This is a genomic window from Streptomyces sp. NPDC091376, assembly GCF_044757085.1.
Classification (GTDB): Bacteria; Actinomycetota; Actinomycetes; order Streptomycetales; family Streptomycetaceae; genus Streptomyces; species Streptomyces pratisoli.
This window is the reverse complement of sequence record NZ_JBIVUF010000015.1, coordinates 65,903-81,190: the sequence shown is the minus strand read 5'-3', so window position 1 is coordinate 81,190 and position 15,288 is coordinate 65,903. Positions and strand designations below refer to the sequence as shown.

General features: G+C 70.9%; 15 protein-coding genes. 11 read left to right on the top strand and 4 right to left on the bottom strand.

Features of this window, described 5'->3' with window-relative positions; all coding sequences use genetic code 11:
- The first annotated feature begins 255 nt into the window (after positions 1-255).
- On the top strand, positions 256-1,128 hold the full coding sequence (locus tag ACIQMR_RS28220; RefSeq protein ID WP_401392963.1) for a hypothetical protein: 873 nt from the start codon (positions 256-258) through the stop codon (positions 1,126-1,128).
- On the opposite strand, the gene ACIQMR_RS28215 is transcribed toward ACIQMR_RS28220, so the two are convergent.
- Positions 1,101-2,423, bottom strand: a complete 1,323-nt coding sequence (locus tag ACIQMR_RS28215) for a D-arabinono-1,4-lactone oxidase (protein WP_401392960.1) — start codon at positions 2,421-2,423, stop codon at positions 1,101-1,103. The genes ACIQMR_RS28220 and ACIQMR_RS28215 overlap by 28 nt on opposite strands.
- Positions 2,380-3,624, bottom strand: coding sequence for an MFS transporter (locus ACIQMR_RS28210; RefSeq protein WP_401392957.1), 1,245 nt, complete (start codon positions 3,622-3,624; stop codon positions 2,380-2,382). The genes ACIQMR_RS28215 and ACIQMR_RS28210 overlap by 44 nt, the downstream gene beginning before the upstream one ends.
- A 107-nt stretch (positions 3,625-3,731) precedes the next feature.
- On the opposite strand from ACIQMR_RS28210, the gene ACIQMR_RS28205 reads away from it, so the two are divergent.
- A complete protein-coding gene (locus tag ACIQMR_RS28205; protein WP_401392955.1) occupies positions 3,732-4,874 on the top strand; it encodes a ferrochelatase in 1,143 nt (380 codons plus the stop codon).
- 48 nt (positions 4,875-4,922) lie between these two features.
- Positions 4,923-5,723 (top strand): inositol monophosphatase family protein, encoded by an 801-nt coding sequence (locus ACIQMR_RS28200; RefSeq protein ID WP_401392953.1) that lies wholly within the window; start codon positions 4,923-4,925, stop codon positions 5,721-5,723.
- 115 nt (positions 5,724-5,838) lie between these two features.
- Here ACIQMR_RS28200 and ACIQMR_RS28195 read toward each other — a convergent pair whose 3' ends face one another.
- Positions 5,839-6,012 carry a hypothetical protein gene (locus ACIQMR_RS28195; RefSeq protein ID WP_266388259.1) on the bottom strand — a complete coding sequence of 58 codons (174 nt, stop codon included), beginning with the start codon at positions 6,010-6,012 and terminating at the stop codon, positions 5,839-5,841.
- Positions 6,013-6,337: 325 nt separating this feature from the next.
- Here ACIQMR_RS28195 and ACIQMR_RS28190 point away from each other — a divergent pair, with 325 nt between their 5' ends.
- The 4 genes from ACIQMR_RS28190 to ACIQMR_RS28175 all read left to right on the top strand — a co-directional run bounded on the left by ACIQMR_RS28190 (position 6,338) and on the right by ACIQMR_RS28175 (position 9,953).
- Positions 6,338-6,991, top strand: a complete 654-nt coding sequence (locus ACIQMR_RS28190) for a response regulator transcription factor (RefSeq protein ID WP_266388256.1) — start codon at positions 6,338-6,340, stop codon at positions 6,989-6,991.
- 4 nt (positions 6,992-6,995) lie between these two features.
- Positions 6,996-8,240, top strand: a complete 1,245-nt coding sequence (locus tag ACIQMR_RS28185) for a sensor histidine kinase (RefSeq protein WP_401392950.1) — start codon at positions 6,996-6,998, stop codon at positions 8,238-8,240.
- Between the two features lie 402 nt (positions 8,241-8,642).
- Positions 8,643-8,939 (top strand): DUF4193 domain-containing protein, encoded by a 297-nt coding sequence (locus ACIQMR_RS28180; protein WP_017946571.1) that lies wholly within the window; start codon positions 8,643-8,645, stop codon positions 8,937-8,939.
- A gap of 12 nt (positions 8,940-8,951) precedes the next feature.
- Positions 8,952-9,953: a hypothetical protein gene (locus ACIQMR_RS28175; protein ID WP_401392947.1), complete on the top strand. Its 1,002-nt coding sequence runs from the start codon at positions 8,952-8,954 to the stop codon at positions 9,951-9,953.
- Positions 9,954-10,073: 120 nt separating this feature from the next.
- Here ACIQMR_RS28175 and ACIQMR_RS28170 read toward each other — a convergent pair whose 3' ends face one another.
- Positions 10,074-10,556 carry a DUF3093 domain-containing protein gene (locus tag ACIQMR_RS28170; protein WP_401392944.1) on the bottom strand — a complete coding sequence of 161 codons (483 nt, stop codon included), beginning with the start codon at positions 10,554-10,556 and terminating at the stop codon, positions 10,074-10,076.
- A 91-nt stretch (positions 10,557-10,647) separates the two neighbouring features.
- On the opposite strand from ACIQMR_RS28170, the gene ACIQMR_RS28165 reads away from it, so the two are divergent.
- From ACIQMR_RS28165 to ACIQMR_RS28150, 4 genes are all read left to right on the top strand, one after another.
- Positions 10,648-11,190, top strand: coding sequence for a PaaI family thioesterase (locus ACIQMR_RS28165; protein ID WP_401393228.1), 543 nt, complete (start codon positions 10,648-10,650; stop codon positions 11,188-11,190).
- Positions 11,190-11,711 carry a dUTP diphosphatase gene (gene dut, locus ACIQMR_RS28160; RefSeq protein WP_266388242.1) on the top strand — a complete coding sequence of 174 codons (522 nt, stop codon included), beginning with the start codon at positions 11,190-11,192 and terminating at the stop codon, positions 11,709-11,711. Before ACIQMR_RS28165 ends, dut begins: the two co-directional genes overlap by 1 nt.
- A gap of 1 nt (position 11,712) precedes the next feature.
- Positions 11,713-12,480: a DUF3710 domain-containing protein gene (locus tag ACIQMR_RS28155; protein ID WP_401392941.1), complete on the top strand. Its 768-nt coding sequence runs from the start codon at positions 11,713-11,715 to the stop codon at positions 12,478-12,480.
- A 245-nt stretch (positions 12,481-12,725) separates the two neighbouring features.
- Positions 12,726-15,269 carry an ATP-binding protein gene (locus ACIQMR_RS28150; RefSeq protein WP_401392938.1) on the top strand — a complete coding sequence of 848 codons (2,544 nt, stop codon included), beginning with the start codon at positions 12,726-12,728 and terminating at the stop codon, positions 15,267-15,269.
- Positions 15,270-15,288 lie beyond the last annotated feature (19 nt).

Below are 15,288 nucleotides of genomic sequence, written 5' to 3'. Positions count from 1 at the left end.
CGGCGCCGCCGGTTCGAGTGCCGCTTTCGGCCCCCTTCCCTGAGGCCGTACACCCGTGAGAGAGACCGGACCCAGGGCTCGCCACAGTACTCCATTCGGGCCATCGGGGTGGACCGGCGCGCCGCCGAACTTGTCGTGGGGGACGGAAGTTGGGTCGCCCTACCCCGAATTCGAGGGTGGCAAGCTTCACAGAATCTCCTGAATCGGAACTATTCGATTCGCCTATATGTCCCTTCTTGTTGCACGGTGGGGTAGATGGGTAAGCAGAGGCTGGAGATGCATCAGAAGCGGGACAACGGCACGGCACAGCACAAGGAACGGCGGCTCGATCTGAACGTTCCGCAGGTCGCGGGCAGTGCGATCGCGGCGGTCGCGGCGGCGGTGCTCGCCTCCCAACTCGGCGTCTACGGAACGATCCTCGGCGCCGGGGTGGTGAGCGTCGTGGCCACCTGCGGCGGCTCGGTCTTCCAGCACCTGTTCAGGCGAACCGGCGAACAGATCCGCGAAGTCACCCATCAGGTGCGCCCCAAGGGCGTTGAGGTGCCGCCCCGTTCGAACGCGCGGCAGGAGCCGGGTTCCGCGCACGGGGAGTTCGGGGAGGCGACCACCCACGGCACCCGCGTCCGCGGCTGGAAGAGGTCCCTGCTCGCCGCCGCCGTGGTCTTCGCCGTGGCGATGATCGGCATCACCGGATACGAACTCGCCTCCGGTCAGGACCTGAGCGGAGGCCGGGGCACCACCGTCGGCACGGCCGTGCGCGGCGGCGGAGGCGGCAACTCCGCTCCGGACGAGTCCCCTTCGCCCGCCGGCCCCGAGGGGAACGGGGGCGGGGAGGGGCGTACGACGCCGGACGCCGGCTCCGGCGACCCGGACGGCAGCGGCGGCAGCAGCACCGAACCGGGCGCGGGTGCGGACGGTGGTGCCGACCCGGGCAGCAGCAACGGTTCCGGTTCCGCCCCGGGCACGGAGGGCGGCCGGGGCGACGGAGATGAGGGCGAACCCACCCCCACTCCCTCCCCCTCCGCGTCCACCGGCGGCGGGGCTCCCCCGCAGCCCCCGGCCTCGAAGCCCACGCCCCCGCCCACAGGAGCGGACACGCCTCAGGCGCCCAGCACCCGCCGCAGATAGTCGTTGCCGAACACACGCTCCGGGTCCAACCGGTCACGCAGCGCCGTGAATTCGCCGAATCGCGGATAGACGCTCTCGAAGTACTCCGCGTCTCGCGTGTGGATCTTGCCCCAGTGGGGACGGCCGCCGTGCTGGGTCATGATCCGCTCCACCGCGGTGAAGTACGAGCGGTACGGGGTGCCCTTGTACATGTGCACCGCGATGTACGCGCTCTCGCGGCCCGAGGCCGTGGAGAGCGCGATGTCGTCGGCCGGCGCCGTCCGCACCTCCACCGGGAAGCTGATCCGCAGCGGGGAGCGGTCGATCATCGCCTTCACCTCGCGCAGTGCCCCGACCGCCGCCTCCCGCGGAAGCGCGTACTCCATCTCGACGAACCGCACCCGGCGGGGACTTGTGAAGACCTTGTAGGGAATGTCCGTGTACGTGCGGGCGGACAGGGCGCGGCTGGACAGCTTCGCGATCGCGGGGATCGTCGCCGGTACCGCGCGGCCGACCGAATTGACCACCTGGAACAGCCCGTTGGAGAGCAGCTCGTCCTCGATCCAGCCACTGACCGCTCCGGGCGGGGCGGCGGGTCCCGCGCTGCGGTTGTTGCGCTTGGTGTTGCAGTTGCCGGTGTGCGGGAACCAGTAGAACTCGAAGTGCTCGTTCTCCGCGTGCAGCTCGTCGAACTCCGCCGTGACCCGGTCGAAGGTCATCGGCTCCTCGCGGGCCGCCAGCAGGAACAGCGGCTCCACGGCGAAGGTGATCGCGCTGACCACCCCCAGCGCACCGAGGCCGATCCGGGCCGCGGCGAAGACCTCCGGATTCTCCTTCTCGGAGCAGTTCAGCACCGAACCGTCGGCCGTGATCAGCTCGAGGCCCCTGATCTGCGCCGCGATCGAGGCGGAGTCGCGGCCCGTGCCGTGCGTCCCGGTGCTCGTCGCGCCCGCGACGGTCTGCTCCATGATGTCGCCCATGTTCGTGAGCGACAGGTCCTCACGCGCGAGCGCGGTGTTCAGCCGCTTCAACGGCGTACCGGCCTCGACGGTCACCGTCATCGCCGTACGGTCGATCTCCCGTATGCCGGTGAGCAGATCGGGCCTGACCAGTACACCGTCGGTCGCGGCGATCGCGGTGAACGAGTGGCCCGTACCGACCGTCTTCACCCGCAGACCGTCCTCGGCTGCCCGGCGCACGGCCTCGGCCAGTTCGGCCGCCGAGGCGGGGGTGACCTCCCGCACCGGGTGCGACGTCACCGTACCCGCCCAGTTACGCCACGCGTTCTCCGTCGTGGTCCTGGATGTGCTCGTCATCCCGCCCCTCCCGCGTCGGCACCGGCTCGCGCAGCCGGCGATACCCCAGGACCGCGACCACGACCGCGAGCGCTCCCGCCACCGCGGGCACCGCGTACGCGGCACCGGCCCCGTACTCGTCCACCATCCATCCTGAGGCCGACAGGCCGAGCGAGACGCCGACCGCGAGTCCGGTACCGGTCCAGGTCATGCCCTCGGTCAGTCTGGTGCGTGGTACGTGTGCCTCGACGAGGGCCATCGTCGTCACCATCGTCGGCGCGATGGCCAGGCCCGCGACAAAGAGCGCCACGGCCAGGACCACAAGATTCCCGGCCAGTTGGAGGGGGATCATACTCACGGCCATCGCGCAGACACCCACTACCCACCTGCGGGCCGGCTCACCCTTGAGATGGAGCAGCCCGAAGACCGCTCCGGCCAGGCAGGAGCCCAGCGCGTACACCGCGAGCACCAGGCTCGCCGCCGCCTTGCTGCCCTGCTCCTCGGCGAAGGCCACCGTCACCACGTCCACCGAGCCGAAGATCGCGCCGGTCGCGACGAAGGTGCCGACGAGGACCCGCAGACCGGGGGAGCGGAGCGCGGAACCGCCGCTGTCCTGCGCGCGCGGATGCGGCACGGGTTCGGTGGCGCGCTGGGCCGTCAGCCACAGGACGCCGATCACGAGGAACGCGGTGGCCAGCAGCGGCCCCGCCTCCGGGAACCAGACCGTGGACAGCCCGATCGAGATGATCGGACCGATGATGAAGCACACCTCGTCCGCGATCGACTCGAAGGCGTACGCCGTGTGCAGTTCGCGCCGCGAACCCTGGTAGATCTCCGCCCAGCGGGCCCGGGTCATCGCGCCGACGGCGGGGATGCAGCCGGCGCAGGCGGTGAACACGAAGAGCAGCCAGCTGGGTGCGCCCTGCTGGGCGCAGACCAGCAGTCCCGCGACCGCGGCCACCGAGACCAGCAGGGCTGGGCGGAGGACCCGGCGCTGCCCGTGCCGGTCGACCAGCCGGGACACCTGAGGGCCGAGGACGGCCGCCGAGAGCGCGAGCGTCGCGGAGAGCCAGCCGGCGAGGCTGTAGCGCCCGGTCAGCTGGGACACCATGGCCACGATGCCGACGCCCATCATGGACAGCGGCATGCGGCCGAAGAAGCCGGCGGCGGAGAACGCCACGGTGCCGGGGGCCGCGAATATCGCGCGGTAGGGACTGGGCAAGAGGGCGCTCCGTAAGGAATGTGATCGGCCGGAACAGCTTACGGGTTAGGTAAGCCTTACTCCAACGCGGTTGCCCGGTTGCCGGACGCTGGTGGGAGGATCGCACCATGGCCGAACAGCACGACCCCGCTCCTCGCGACCCCGCTCCCTACGACGCCCTGCTGCTCCTCTCGTTCGGCGGGCCCGAGGGCCCGGACGACGTGGTCCCCTTCCTGGAGAACGTGACGCGCGGCCGGGGCATCCCCAGGGAGCGCCTCAAGGAAGTCGGTCAGCACTACTTCCGGTTCGGCGGGATCAGCCCGATCAACGACCAGAACCGGGCGTTGCTCGACGCGCTCCGCAAGGACTTCGCGGGCGTCGGCCTCGACCTGCCGGTGTACTGGGGCAACCGGAACTGGGCGCCCTATCTGACCGACACCCTGCGGGAGATGGTCATGGACGGGCGGCGGCGGGTGGCGGTGCTCGCGACCAGTGCCTACGCCTCGTACTCGGGCTGCCGGCAGTACCGCGAGAACCTCGCGGACGCGCTCTCCGCGCTGGAGGCCGAGCGACTGCCGCTGCCGAGGGTCGACAAGCTGCGGCACTACTTCAACCACCCGGGTTTCGTCGGCCCCATGGTCGACGGTGTGCTCGCCTCGCTCGCCGACCTGCCGCAGGACCTACGGGCGGGGGCGCGGCTGGCCTTCACCACCCACTCCATCCCGGACGCGGCGGCGGACGCCTCGGGGCCGGTCGCCGAGCACGGCGGCGGCGGAGCGTATGTGAAGCAGCACCTCGACGTGGCTCAGGTGATCGTCGACGCCGTACGGGAGGAGACGGGCATCGCGTACCCGTGGCGGCTCGTCTACCAGTCGCGCAGCGGCGCACCGCACATCCCGTGGCTGGAGCCCGACATCTGCGACCACCTGGAGGAGCTGCACGGCGAAGGGGCGCCCGCGGTCGTGATGGTGCCGATCGGCTTCGTCTCGGACCATATGGAGGTCCTCTACGACCTGGACACGGAGGCCACCGCCAAAGCCGCTGAGCTGGGGCTCGTGGTGCGGCGCTCGGCGACCGTCGGCGCGGACCCGCGGTTCGCGGCCGCCGTCCGTGATCTGCTGCTGGAGCGGGCGGCGACCGAGCGGGGGAAGGTGGTGGAACGGTGTGCGCTCGGGGCACTCGGGCCCTCTCACGACCTCTGTCCGATCGGGTGCTGCCCGGCGCGGTCCGAGCGTCCGGCGGCGGCCGGCGCGGACAGTCCCTACGCGTAGCTCCGCAGGTACAGATCCCTACGCGCCGATCCGAACACGGGAGCCCCGGTGACCGACCCCCTGCTCGACGAACTCCTGTCCCTGGCCCTGGAAGCCGCACACAGGGCAGGTGCGCTGCTGCGTGACGGCAGGCCCGACGATCTCGCCGTCGCCTCGACCAAGTCCAGTCCGATCGACGTGGTCACCGAGATGGACATCGCCGCGGAGAAGCTGATCACCGGCTTTCTGTCCGACGCCCGGCCGGACGACGGCTTCCTCGGCGAGGAGGGAGCGTCGGTGGAGGGCACGAGCGGCGTCCGCTGGGTCATCGACCCCCTCGACGGCACGGTGAACTACCTCTACGGCCTGCCGACATGGGCCGTGTCCATCGCGGCCGAGCGGGACGGCGAGAGGGTCGTCGGCGTCGTCGAGGTGCCCATGAGGGGCGAGACGTACCGGGCCGTGCTCGGGCGCGGGGCCCACTGCGGCGACCGGCGGCTGCGGGTCCGGCCCGCGCCGCCGCTGGACCAGGCGCTGGTGTCGACGGGCTTCAACTACGTCCAGTCCGTACGCAGCCACCAGGCCGACGTCGCCCAGCGGCTCATCCCGCGCCTGCGTGACATCCGGCGCGGCGGCTCCGCCGCCGTCGACCTGTGCGATGTGGCCGCCGGCCGGCTGGACGGCTACTACGAGCGCGGCCTCCACCCCTGGGACCTCGCCGCCGGCGACCTCATCGCCCGCGAGGCCGGAGCCCTCACCGGCTCCCGCCCCGGCGAGCCCGCCTCCGGTGACCTGACCGTCGCCGCCTCACCGGGCGTCTTCGCCCCTCTCCAGCGCCTCCTCGACGACCTGGGTGCCTGGCACGACTGAACGCCCGCGGGCGTCCCCCGGGCGGGCCCGGCCCGCTCTCGTCGGCGGGAGGAACGGCCCGCGCATGCGGAAGGGCCCGGCGCCGTCCCATGGCGCCGGGCCCTTCCCGGGGTGGTCAGGCGCTGACGGCGCCGACCTCCACGCCGTGCTCCGCGGCGAGGCGATGCAGGTCGTCCAGCTCTTCCTGCTCGACGTCCACCAGGAAGTCGTCGCCCGTCTCGCGGGCCCGCGTGAGGTCGGTCTCCGTGGCCTTGATGCGCTGCAGTAGTCCTGCGGTGAATGCGTCCATGGTTGCGCCCCCTCGTCGTGGGTCGGTGGCGGGTCGATCACGCCCAACCTCTGGGGGACAGAGAGCGGGGTGTGGCAAGCCACATACATGGCGTGATCGCGGGTGTGCAGTCGTCCTCCCCAGGCCCCTCCTCAGAGAAACCTCAACTCGGCCGTGAGTTCCGTGAATTCCTGATGCGCCCGGGGACCGTTCTCCGTCTTACGGCCGGTTTACGCGCGTAAGGGGCAGGATGGAGGCACACAGTCAGTGCCACAGAAATCGCCACTGACCTTTTCACCTGCCCTGATCACGGAGTCGGGGCAGCCCAAGAGGAAGGACCAGCCACGTGCGCGTACTCGTCGTCGAGGACGAGCAGCTGCTCGCCGATGCGGTGGCCACCGGACTGCGCCGGGAGGCCATGGCGGTCGACGTCGTGTACGACGGCGCCGCGGCCCTCGAGCGGATCGGGGTCAACGACTACGACGTGGTCGTCCTCGACCGCGATCTCCCCTTCGTCCACGGCGACGACGTCTGCCGCAAGATCGTCGAACTGGGCATGCCCACCCGCGTCCTGATGCTGACCGCGTCCGGCGATGTGAGCGACCGCGTCGAGGGCCTGGAGCTGGGCGCGGACGACTACCTCCCCAAGCCGTTCGCGTTCACCGAGCTCACCGCCCGCGTCCGGGCCCTGGGCCGGCGTACGACCGTGCCGCTGCCGCCGGTCCTGGAGCGCGCCGGCATCAAGCTCGACCCGAACCGTCGCGAGGTGTTCCGCGACGGCAAGGAGATCCAGCTGGCCCCGAAGGAGTTCGCCGTGCTGGAGGTCCTGATGCGCAGCGAGGGCGCGGTCGTCTCGGCCGAGCAGCTCCTCGAGAAAGCCTGGGACGAGAACACGGACCCGTTCACCAACGTCGTCCGCGTCACCGTCATGACCCTGCGCCGCAAGCTCGGCGAGCCCCCGGTGATCGTCACCGTCCCGGGCTCCGGCTACCGGATCTGACCCCGTGGCGACGGCACCCGCGCCCCCCACGGCGCCCCCGAAACCCACCTCGGACCCGCGCGAGCCCGTCGGGCCCCTGCTGCGCCCGACGATCCGCATAAGGCTCACCCTGCTGTACGGCGGGATGTTCCTGATCGCCGGCATCCTGCTGCTGTCGATCATCTATCTGCTGGCGGCCCAGGCGCTGCACGACGGGATCCAGCAGTCCATCCAGGTCCGCACCGCGCCCGGCGCGGACGTCGCGATCACCAGTCCCACCTGTCCGCGACTGAACGGCCTGGTCGACAACGAGGAGCGGAACGAGGCGCTGAAGCTGTGCTTCGCCGAGCAGCGCCAGCACGCTCTCGACGAGCTCCTCACGCGTTCCCTCTTCGCGCTCCTCGGCCTCAGCGTCATCGCGTTCGCCTTCGGCTACGCCATGGCGGGCCGCGTCCTCTCCCCGCTCGGCAAGATCACCCGCACCGCGCGCCGCGTGGTCGGCTCCGACCTCACGCGGCGGATCGAGCTGGACGGGCCGGACGACGAGCTGAAGGAGCTGGCGGACACGTTCGACGAGATGCTGGACCGCCTGGAGCGGGCCTTCTCCGCCCAGCAGCGGTTCGTCGCCAACGCCTCGCACGAGCTGCGCACGCCCCTGGCGATCAACCGCACGCTGCTGGAGGTGCAGCTCTCCGATCCGGAGGCCCCCCCCGAACTCCAGCAACTCGGCAAGACCCTCCTCGCCACCAACGAGCGCAGTGAGCAGCTGGTGGAGGGCCTGCTGCTGCTCGCCCGCAGCGAGAACCAGATCGTCGAACGCAAACCGGTCGATCTCGCCGAGGTCGCGGGCCGCGCCGTCGACCAGACCAGGACGGAGGCCGAGGCGAAGGGCGTGGAGATCCGCGGAGAGCGCGCGCTCGCCGTCGTCCAGGGCAACGGTGTGCTCCTGGAGCGGATCGCCCTGAACCTCGTGCAGAACGCCGTGCGGTACAACATCGCGGAGGGCGGCTGGGTGGACGTCACCACGGGAATCCAGCACGGCCAGGCGGTGCTGGTGGTGGCGAACACCGGCCCCGTGGTGCCGGCGTACGAGATCGACAATCTCTTCGAGCCCTTCCGGCGGCTTCGACAGGAGCGCACCGGAAGCGACAAGGGCGTGGGCCTCGGCCTGTCGATCGCGCGATCCGTCGCGCGTGCCCACGGTGGCCGTATCATCGCGGAGCCGCGCGAGGGCGGCGGCCTCGTCATGCGTGTCACCCTGCCGGTCTGAGACGTGTTTCCGAGACCGTCTCCGGAATCGCCCCCTGTTCGCTTTACGCGGAATTTTCGGGACCCGTGACCGAAAGTTCGATGTGTGATCGATCACAGGGGCGATTTTCCGGCCATGTACTCTCCGTCATCAAAGATCCTCGGGAACGCCGGGAACGTCCGGGTTTCCGGGGGTCCGAATGACGGGAAGTACACGGGGTGGCGCCCGTGAAGTGCGACATTAGGACCGTGTACGGTCCTGATCGCCATCCAAGCTGATCACTCTTGAGGGGTCGGATTGGGTGTCGATTGAGTAACAGACCTTGATGTGAGGCAAAATCTCCGCCTCAGGTCGGGCACAAGTCCGGCCTCTCACGCGTTACGTGCGCTGAGACACCGCAAACACCCAGAGGGGGAGAGCGACATGGCTACGGATTACGACACCCCACGCAAGACCGACGACGACATCGATTCCGACAGCCTCGAAGAGCTGAAGGCCAGGCGGAACGACAAGACGACCTCCACGGTCGACGTCGACGAGTTCGAGGCCGCAGAAGGCCTGGAGCTGCCGGGAGCCGACCTCTCGAACGAGGAGCTCGCGGTCCGGGTACTTCCCAAGCAGGCCGACGAGTTCACCTGCATGAGCTGCTTCCTGGTGCACCACCGCAGCCAGCTGGCCCGAGAGAAGAACGGTCAGCCGATCTGCCGCGACTGCGACTGAGGTCCGGTCGGCATGGCAGGCGACGGACCGGCGGACCGGCCGGCGAAGCGGCGTTTCCGGCGCAAGGGCTCCCCGGAGGCACATCCGGGCGGTCCTGGCCCGTGGGACGGCGCCGAGTCGTCCGACGGGCAGGACGGCGATGTCGACCTGCCCTCTTCGGGTGTGCGTGACGACGAGCGGGGCCGATCGGCCTCGCTCGAGGCCGCGCCCCAGGCACAGCCCTCGACCAGGGCTCGGCGCCTGGACGCGGTCAGGCACGGAGTGCGCAGGAGCGGCGAGGTCGCCAGGACCGGCGTTCGCAGGAGCGGCGAGGCGGCCAGGACCGGCGTTCGCAAGAGCGGCGAGGCCGCCAAGGCGACGCTCGGTTTCATCGCCGACCGGCTCATCGAGTACGCGCCGCGCATCCCGGTCCGCGATCTCGCCACCCTGCGGGCACAGTTCCCGGGCCTCGGCCCGGAGCAGCTCGCCGACAAGCTGATCGCGGGCGCGGCCAACGGGACCTCGACCGTGGGCGCCGGCATCGGCGCCGCGGCCATGATGCCGGTGCCGCCCGCGCTGCCGGCCGAACTGGCCACGGAGATCATCGGCGTCGCGGCGATCGAGCTGAAGCTCATCGCCGAGCTGCACGAGGTCTACGGCCTGCGTGCGCCCGGCAATCTCAAGGAACGCTCCGTCGCGTATCTGAACAGCTGGTCGGAGGAGCGCGGCGTCGACGTGACCAAACCGTCGACGATCAACGCCGCCCTCGGCGGCCATATGAAGCGCGAACTGCGCCAGCAGATCATGAAGCGCATGGTGCGGAATCTGCCGAACCTGATGCCCTTCATGATCGGTGCCGCGGTCGGTGCCGTGATGAACCGGCGCGACACCAGGAAGCTCGCGGAGCGCATCAGGAAGGATCTGCGCAAGCGCCAGGTCTCCTGGGACGCCCTGCCCCCGCAGCCCCGGCTCGAACAGCCGGAGGAGCTGCCGCACGGCATCCCGCCCGAGCTGCGCAAGGAACTCGGTCACTGACGCGGCGCGATGACGGCCGGACCGCCGGCTTCGCCGCGTCGCCCCGAACGCCCACCTCCGGCGTTGTCCCGGCCACCCGCCTCGGGCATCGTTCCGACCACCCGCCCCGGCCGCGTCGCCTCAGGCGGCCCGTACGGCGTCCAGAGCGGCCACCAGGCCCCGCGGGTCGCGGGTCGAGACGTACACGTAGGGAGTCGGGTCCTGCGGGTCCGTGACGGGCACCCGTACCGCCGTCGGCACATAGCTGCGCAGCAGCATGAAGGCACGCGGATCCGCCTTGTACGAGCGCCAGGCCCGCGCCTCCTCCGCGTCCAGCACCTCGGCCTCGCCGAGTGCCGACACGGGAATCCGGGCATCGCCCGCGACCAGCGAGCCCGCCACCACCCGGATCCGGGCGGAGCCGTACGAACTCACCGCGGCCGCCGCCAGCGCGCCCGCCGCGATGAGCCCGCCCAGCATCGGCACCGGACCCAGCGGAAGCAGCACCAGCCCGCCCGAGAGCGCCACCATGACAGTGATCAGCCACCAGGAGCGGGGGGCGGTCAGGCGCTCGTCGTAACGGGGCGCGGCAGGGGAGCCGGCGGGTGTGGCGGAGGGCTGCATGAAACCAAGCTTGGCACGGCGCGACCTGCGGGTAGCCGCGCGGGTAAGGTCTGCGCCTGTGAGCACTGCACTGACCCCTCCGGCCGACGCCATAGCGCCGGTACGGCACCCCGACGCGCCCGCTCCCGGTGAGCTTCTCGGCGCGCACTACGAGTACTGCTTCGGCTGCGGCGGCGGGCAGCCCCACGGGCTGCACCTGGAGGCGCGGGCCGGCGAGGGTGTCAGTCTCACCGCCGAGTTCACCGTGGCCCCCGCCCATCAGGGCGCGCCGGGCCTCGCCCACGGCGGTGTCCTGACCACCGCGCTCGACGAGACGCTCGGCTCGCTGAACTGGCTGCTGCGGGTGATCGCGGTGACGGGACGGCTGGAGACCGACTTCGTGCGTCCCGTGCCCGTGGACACGGTGCTGTTCCTTCAGGCCGAGGTCACCGCGGTCAGCGGCCGCAAGATCTACTCCCGGGCCACCGGCCGGATCGGCGGCCCCGACGGGCCCGTGGCCGTCCGCGCCGAGGCCCTCTTCATCGAAGTCAAGGTCGACCACTTCATCGACAACGGCCGCCCGGAGGAGATCCAGGCGGCGATGGCCGACCCCGACCAGGTCAGGCGCGCCCGCGCCTTCGAGGTGAACCCCTGATGCGCGATCCCGTCGACGTACTGATCCGGCGCGTGGACCCGGAGGTACCGATTCCGCAATACGGACACCCGGGCGATGCCGGTGTCGATCTGGTGACCACACAGGCCGCCGAGCTCGCACCCGGCGAACGCGCGGTTCTGCCCACGGGAGTGTCTGTCGCGCTCCCGGACGGGTACGCGGCCTTCGTGCATCCGCGTTCGGGGCTGGCGGCCCGGTGCGGCCTCGCCCTCGTGAATGCCCCAGGGACGGTGGATGCCGGGTACCGTGGGGAGATCAAGGTGATCGTGGTCAATCTGGACCCGCGTGAGAGCGTGCGGTTCGAGCGGTTCGACCGGATTGCCCAACTGGTCGTCCAGCAGGTCGAGAAGGTGCGCTTCCACGAGGTGGCGGAGCTTCCCGGCTCGGCGCGGGCCGAGGGGGGCTTCGGGTCCACCGGCGGTCACGCCGCCGTTGACGGCTCGGGCGGCTCACAGGGTGGGAATAGATACGCTTCGGTCGTATCCGACCGGGAAGGACAGTGACGTGTTCGGACGTCGCAAGAAGAGCGGTGCCGCCGAGGATGTGGCGGGCGAGGCCGAGCAGGTCGTCGACGAGCTCGACACGGACGAGGCGGCGGAGCAGGACGCGCCGCGCCGGGTGAACCTTCCGCCGGAGCCCCGGCCCGACGGCCCCTGGGACGTCTCCGAGGTCTCCAAGCCCGAAGAGGGCCGTGTGGACCTGGGTGGTCTCTTCGTGCCCGGTGTCGAGGGCATGGAGCTGCGCGTGGAGGTCGCGGGCGACGCGATCGTGGCGGCGACGGTCGTGCTGCGGGACAGCGCGGTCCAGCTGCAAGGGTTCGCCGCGCCCAAGAAGGAGGGCATCTGGGGCGAGGTCCGCGAGGAGATCGCCTCCGGCATCACCCAGCAGGGCGGCATCATCGACGAGGTCGAGGGTCCCCTCGGCTGGGAGCTGCGGGCCCAGGTCCCGGTCCAGCTGCCGGACGGCACCGGTGGCGTACAGCTGGTGCGCTTCGTCGGCGTCGACGGGCCGCGCTGGTTCCTGCGTGGAGTGATCTCCGGGCAGGGTGCGGTGCAGCCGCAGGCCGCCGGCCTGCTGGAGCAGATCTTCCGGGACACGGTTGTGGTCCGCGGCGATGGTCCGATGGCGCCCCGCGACCCGATCGTCCTGAAGCTGCCGAACGATGCGCAGATGGTGCCCGAGGGCGTCCAGCAGGAGGACCAGGAGACGTCCCGCTTCTCCGGTGGCATGGGACAGCTGCAGCGCGGCCCGGAGATCACCGAGGTGCGCTGAGCCGGATGCCCGCCCGAAGGGCGGGCCGGTCTGTCGTGCGGTGGGCCGCACCCCGGATTCCGGGGTGCGGCCCACCGTCGTTCCACCGGATCCGCGCTCTCGCCAGGGGCGTCAGAATCGCGTCAATAGGCCCCTGAGCACCGCAACCTGTCCTATTTGCCCGATTTCATGGATGTAACTTCAACAAGGCGTCCGTGACGGGCGCAGCAACCGACGCGCGGTTGCCGGTGAAGGACAATGAGGCCATGGGACGCGGCAAGCTACGGATCTACCTGGGAGCGGCGCCGGGCGTCGGCAAGACGTACGCGATGCTCTCCGAGGCACACCGTCGCATCGAGCGGGGCACGGACTGCGTCGTGGGCTTCGTCGAGCATCACAACCGGCCGCGTACCGAGGTCATGCTGCACGGGCTGGAGCAGGTCCCGCGCCGCGAGATCGAGTACCGCGACACGGTGTTCACGGAGATGGACGTCGACGCGGTCCTTGAGCGGCGTCCGGCGGTCGCCCTGGTGGACGAGATGGCCCACACGAACGTGCCGGGTTCGCGCAACGCGAAGCGGTGGCAGGACGTCGAGGAGCTGCTCGCGGCCGGCATCGACGTGGTCTCGACGGTGAACATCCAGCATCTGGAGTCGCTGGGTGACGTCGTCGAGTCGATAACCGGGGTGCGGCAGCGGGAGACGGTGCCGGACGAGGTCGTGCGCCGTGCGGACCAGATCGAGTTGGTCGACATGTCGCCGCAGGCGCTGCGGCGGCGGATGGCACACGGCAACATCTACAAGTCCGACAAGGTCGATGCGGCGTTGTCCAACTACTTCCGGCCGGGGAACCTGACCGCGTTGCGGGAACTGGCCCTGCTGTGGGTCGCCGACCGCGTCGACGAGTACCTGCAGCAGTACCGGGGCGAACACAACATCCGCTCGACCTGGCAGGCCCGGGAGCGGATCGTGGTCGGTCTGACCGGTGGCCCCGAGGGGCGCACGCTCATCCGCCGTGCCGCGCGGCTGGCGGAGAAGGGCGCGGGCGGGGAGGTGCTGGCCGTCTACATCGCGCGCAGCGACGGGCTGACGGCGGCGTCGCCGAAGGAGCTGGCGGTCCAGCGCACGCTGGTCGAGGATCTCGGCGGTACGTTCCATCATGTGATCGGGGACGACGTCCCGTCCGCGCTGCTGGAGTTCGCGCGCGGGGTCAACGCCACCCAGATCGTGCTGGGCTCCTCACGCCGCAAGACCTGGCAGTACGTCTTCGGACCCGGCGTCGGCGCGACCGTCGCCCGTGAGTCCGGGCCCGACCTGGACGTCCACATCGTCACCCACGAAGCGGTCGCCAAGGGCCGCGGGCTCCCCGTCGCCCGGGGCGCCCGCCTCGGCCGCTCCCGCATCATCTGGGGCTGGCTCGTGGGCGTGGCCGGACCCGCCCTGCTGGCACTGCTGCTCACGCACGCCGACGCCGACCTCGGCCTCGCCAACGACATGCTGCTGTTCCTGGCGCTGACCGTGGCCGCGGCCCTCCTCGGCGGGCTGCTCCCGGCCCTCGCCTCCGCCGCGGTCGGATCGCTGCTGCTGAACTACTACTTCACCCCGCCGCTCCACCGGTTCACGATCGCCGATCCGAAGAACATCGTCGCCATCGTCGTCTTCGTTGCGGTCGCCGTCTCGGTCGCCTCCGTCGTCGATCTCGCGGCCCGCCGCACCCACCAGGCCGCCCGGCTGCGCGCCGAGTCCGAGATCCTTTCGTTCCTCGCCGGCAGCGTGCTGCGCGGCGAGGCGAGCCTGGAGGCGCTGCTGGAGCGGGTCCGCGAGACCTTCGGCATGGAGTCCGTGGCGCTGCTGGAGCGGGAGAGCGACGTCGAACCGTGGACCTGTGCGGGCAGCGTCGGACCCAGCCCCGCCCGCCGCCCCGAGGACGCCGAGGTCGACATGCCGGTCGGCGACGACATGGCGCTGGCGCTGTCCGGGCGGGTCCTGCCCGCCGAGGACCGGCGGGTCCTCGGCGCCTTCGCCGCCCAGGCCGCGGTCGTCCTGGACCGCCAGCGCCTCGTCGGCGCCGCTGAGGAGGCCCGCAAGCTCGCCGAGGGCAACAAGATCCGTACCGCGCTCCTCGCCGCGGTCAGCCACGATCTGCGCACCCCGCTCGCCGGGATCAAGGCCGCCGTCTCCTCGCTCCGCTCCGACGACGTCGAATGGTCCGAGGACGACCAGGCCGAACTCCTCGAAGGCATCGAGGCGGGCGCCGACCGGCTCGACCACCTCGTCGGCAATCTGCTCGACATGTCCCGCCTCCAGACCGGCACCGTCACCGCGCTCATCCGCGACATCGACCTCGACGAGGTCGTCCCCATGGCGCTCGTCGGCGTCCCCGAGGGAAGTGTCGAACTGGAGATCCCCGAAACACTGCCGATGGTGCGCGTCGACAAGGGGCTGCTGGAACGGGCCGTCGCCAACATCGTCGAGAACGCCGTCAAGTACAGTCCCGACGCGACACCCGTCGTGGTGTCCGCGAGCGCGCTCGGCAACCGCGTCGAGGTACGGGTCGTGGATCGCGGCCGAGGCGTCCCGGACGACGCGAAGGAACGAATCTTCGAGCCCTTCCAGCGCTACGGCGACGCCCCGCGCGGCTCCGGCGTCGGGCTCGGCCTCGCCGTGGCCCGCGGCTTCACCGAGGCGATGGACGGCACACTGTCCGCCGAGGACACTCCCGGCGGCGGTCTGACGATGGTCCTCACCCTCCGGGCGGAGTCCGGCACCGCTCCGGTCAGCTCCGAACTCCCCGCCCAGGTCATCGGCTGACCCGGCGCACCCACCATCC

What these genes read in the sequence shown, in the direction of transcription:
- ACIQMR_RS28220 (WP_401392963.1), top strand. Translation starts at nt 256, where the DNA reads ATGGGTAAGCAGAGGCTGGAGATGCATCAGAAGCGGGACAACGGCACG.
- ACIQMR_RS28215 (WP_401392960.1), bottom strand. Translation starts at nt 2,423, where the DNA reads ATGACGAGCACATCCAGGACCACGACGGAGAACGCGTGGCGTAACTGG.
- ACIQMR_RS28205 (WP_401392955.1), top strand. Translation starts at nt 3,732, where the DNA reads ATGGCCGAACAGCACGACCCCGCTCCTCGCGACCCCGCTCCCTACGAC.
- ACIQMR_RS28195 (WP_266388259.1), bottom strand. Translation starts at nt 6,012, where the DNA reads ATGGACGCATTCACCGCAGGACTACTGCAGCGCATCAAGGCCACGGAG.
- ACIQMR_RS28180 (WP_017946571.1), top strand. Translation starts at nt 8,643, where the DNA reads ATGGCTACGGATTACGACACCCCACGCAAGACCGACGACGACATCGAT.
- ACIQMR_RS28175 (WP_401392947.1), top strand. Translation starts at nt 8,952, where the DNA reads ATGGCAGGCGACGGACCGGCGGACCGGCCGGCGAAGCGGCGTTTCCGG.
- ACIQMR_RS28170 (WP_401392944.1), bottom strand. Translation starts at nt 10,556, where the DNA reads ATGCAGCCCTCCGCCACACCCGCCGGCTCCCCTGCCGCGCCCCGTTAC.
- dut (WP_266388242.1), top strand. Translation starts at nt 11,190, where the DNA reads ATGCGCGATCCCGTCGACGTACTGATCCGGCGCGTGGACCCGGAGGTA.
- ACIQMR_RS28150 (WP_401392938.1), top strand. Translation starts at nt 12,726, where the DNA reads ATGGGACGCGGCAAGCTACGGATCTACCTGGGAGCGGCGCCGGGCGTC.